4 protein-coding genes and 1 riboswitch are annotated in these 2704 nt (G+C 36.6%); of the genes, 2 read left to right on the top strand and 2 right to left on the bottom strand.

The window, feature by feature from the left end:
- Positions 1 to 47: 47 nt before the first annotated feature.
- Complete coding sequence (locus tag V7077_RS17825) at positions 48 to 797, bottom strand: M15 family metallopeptidase (protein WP_335504361.1); 750 nt, start codon at positions 795 to 797, stop codon at positions 48 to 50.
- 190 nt (positions 798 to 987) lie between these two features.
- A riboswitch (cyclic di-GMP riboswitch) is annotated at positions 988 to 1074 on the top strand.
- A 51-nt stretch (positions 1075 to 1125) separates the two neighbouring features.
- Here V7077_RS17825 and V7077_RS17820 point away from each other — a divergent pair.
- Positions 1126 to 1290, top strand: coding sequence for a hypothetical protein (locus tag V7077_RS17820; RefSeq protein ID WP_335504359.1), 165 nt, complete (start codon positions 1126 to 1128; stop codon positions 1288 to 1290).
- A 52-nt stretch (positions 1291 to 1342) separates the two neighbouring features.
- Here V7077_RS17820 and V7077_RS17815 read toward each other — a convergent pair whose 3' ends face one another.
- On the bottom strand, positions 1343 to 1513 hold the full coding sequence (locus tag V7077_RS17815; RefSeq protein WP_335504357.1) for an acyltransferase: 171 nt from the start codon (positions 1511 to 1513) through the stop codon (positions 1343 to 1345).
- A gap of 139 nt (positions 1514 to 1652) precedes the next feature.
- Between V7077_RS17815 and V7077_RS17810 the strand changes: the two genes are divergently transcribed.
- Entirely contained in the window at positions 1653 to 1799 is a 147-nt protein-coding gene (locus V7077_RS17810) for a hypothetical protein (RefSeq protein ID WP_335504355.1), read from the top strand.
- Positions 1800 to 2704 lie beyond the last annotated feature (905 nt).

The raw sequence follows: 2704 nt of genomic DNA, 5'->3' as shown, positions 1-2704 counted from the left end.
CCGATACTCCTATCTAGGCATTACTAATGGTGACGGGCACCGCAAGTTTATTTATTTACTTGGATAGTTTCGAGGTATTCTTCAAGAGTGATTTTTTTACTCATAATATCTTGGGCGACTTTTTTGCCGACGTAACGCAGGTGCCATGGTTCATATTGGTAGCCGGTAATGTCTTCCTTCCCTTTTGGATAGCGGATGATAAAGCCATATTCGTCAGCGTGCTTCTCCAGCCACTTTGCTGCAGAAGTCCCGGCAAAACAATCCTCAGCTGCACACTTTCCATCACCGCCCGTTACATCAATAGCAAGGCCAGTCTCATGTTCGCTGGTGCCTGGCACCGCACTGTAAGTCTTTGCTGCTTTAAGGCCATCGACACTTACATAGTGATTAAACACAGCTATTTGAGCCGCGTGAGAGCGATAAGCAGATACGCCTAGAAGGCTGACTCCATCGTGTTTGGCTCCGATAAACAATTTTTCAATTGCTTGGGCAGCACTGCTGCGCATCTTCCGTTTCTCCACTTTTGCTTTAAAAATAAACGGAATGTCAGGGTCAACCAAATCACTTGGTTGATAACTAGCAGGCAGTTTATTCACTTTATTAACCAAAACAGGAATAGCTGAAGGATTGGCAACAACCGAAACACTCTTCTTTTCGTTTTTTAAACCCGCAGTGTCCACCACATTTTTACTGGGCGCAGTTGGCTGATTTTCAACAAAATACTGTTTCAATGAGCAGCCGGTCAAAGGAGAGGCAATTACGATCATAATGGTCATTAATAAAGGTAGTTTTGTCATAATAAACGTCCTCTTTTATAAAAATTCTCTTCCTTACTATCATGGACACAATGAAAGACTTTAAAACGTTAAAAGCCGCTAGTGTAATAAGGTTAGGATTTTTCTCATAAAATATAGAACGGGTTGATGAGTCGAAAGCCTCTTTTATTTTCTAAAAACGTTCCTTATAGTTTTTTATAAGCACATAAATCGTCCGAAACGGCAAAACCATTGAAAAGTGGTGACGCAAAACTACAGGGGCTTAGGTTTTTCTAAACGATGCTCGCCAGTTACCGAACACGACAAACTCCTGCGATTTATGTAAACGACAATTGAGGAGGTCTTTCATGTGTTAAAACTACTAAATAAGGTTCAATACTATTACCATTTGTTCCAGCATCGGCATAACCAACTGTTGCAGCAGGATTGCTTGAACGAAGAGCTAAGAATGAAACTAAAAGTCAAAGCTTTATACCACAACAGTAAAGCAGTCGAACTTGGTCTAAGAATGTAAATAATAATCATCACGGTAAAAAGAAGCCTAGGATTAATTCCTAGGCGTTTTTCTATTTTTCAAACCTTTGGACAAAATTGCAACTGCGGCAGGCACGGCCAATCAATCTTTTTGTCACACTATGTTCGTAATAAATCTCCTCCAGACCACAGACAGGGCATTCAATAATATGGAATATTTGTCGTTCTCCAAGGATGGTATCTAACAATAATTCAAAATACATTATTTTCTGTCCCCCTATCTATTATTTCTTTCAAGAATAGCAAATACTAATAGTGAAAATAGAAGAAAATTGTCAAGATGGACAAGAATGTTTTCGACAACCTTCAAAACGGGCAATTAGCCACAAAAAGGAGAACGGCATGAAAAAGAATAATGATGAAACAAGTGAAGGGCTAAACCAGATCTTTGAAATTATTAATGCCAAAGGGGATACTGGTGAACTAAGGGAAATTGTAGAACAAAATAATGAGTCAACAAGACTGGATGAACAACAACAGAGTGAGTGAAAAGGCCTAGATCTATATCTAGGTTTTTTTGTGGACAAAGCGGAGCGGAATGTGGAAAGATAACCAGAGTTTGTGGATAAAATTGTGTATTTTGTGGATACTTCACATTAAAATGTGAATATCTAATAAAACAGATGGAGGACCACTAAATATTCAGAAGATATCCACATAAAGTGTTAATAAATAGTGGAAAACTGTTGATATCTTACACCGAACTGTGGATAGTAAATGTAATTTTGTTAATAACCTGTGAGGAAAACCTTTACATGGAAAAATTCTTCCTAGTCTTTAGACCTATATTCTCCAAACTAAGATACATTAGGCGAGCCCAAAATAATTAGCTTTAACGATCGCGGGTAATCCTAAACTGATTATTTTAGTTAAACCAACAGCGGGGAGGGATATTACGTCTCGTAACAGTTCTGTCAGGTCTACTACCTTATGGTGATTAAGTTTTAGAGCGCTCCAAGGCTGATTGCTTGTATAAATCATTAAATCGCACTAAAAATTGCAAAGATAAGGAGTTTCTCTTTTACGCAATTTCTTTATCTTTTGTATAATGACCTTGATACTCCTATAATTTGAAAGCTAAAGTTTTATGAAGTAAATTTCACTTAGAATACGGATAAAACTTCCATTGATTTGTCCTAGTCACGGTGATAAGATATAGAAACTGTTAGCAAAACTATTTAAAAATAGTAATTAGTTGTTGACATGCTAGTTTAATCAGTTATATACTATGAAAGCTGTCAGCAAGATCATAAAACTTTTAAAAAAGATTGTTAAAAAGTTGTTGACAGATAAATGAATAACTGATAAGATATAAAAGTTGTCTTATCAAATTGTTCTTTGAAAACTAAACAAACAAAAACGTCAACAAACAATAAATTATCATGTTTCTTCTA

Source organism: Neobacillus vireti (genome assembly GCF_036962465.1).
Lineage (GTDB): Bacteria > Bacillota > Bacilli > Bacillales > Cytobacillaceae > Neobacillus > Neobacillus vireti_B.
This window is presented reverse-complemented; position numbering and strand designations above follow the sequence as displayed.

Bases quoted from the DNA above. Each gene is read 5' to 3' on its own strand.
- V7077_RS17825 (WP_335504361.1), bottom strand. From the start codon at position 797: ATGACAAAACTACCTTTATTAATGACCATTATGATCGTAATTGCCTCT.
- V7077_RS17815 (WP_335504357.1), bottom strand. From the start codon at position 1,513: ATGTATTTTGAATTATTGTTAGATACCATCCTTGGAGAACGACAAATA.
- V7077_RS17810 (WP_335504355.1), top strand. From the start codon at position 1,653: ATGAAAAAGAATAATGATGAAACAAGTGAAGGGCTAAACCAGATCTTT.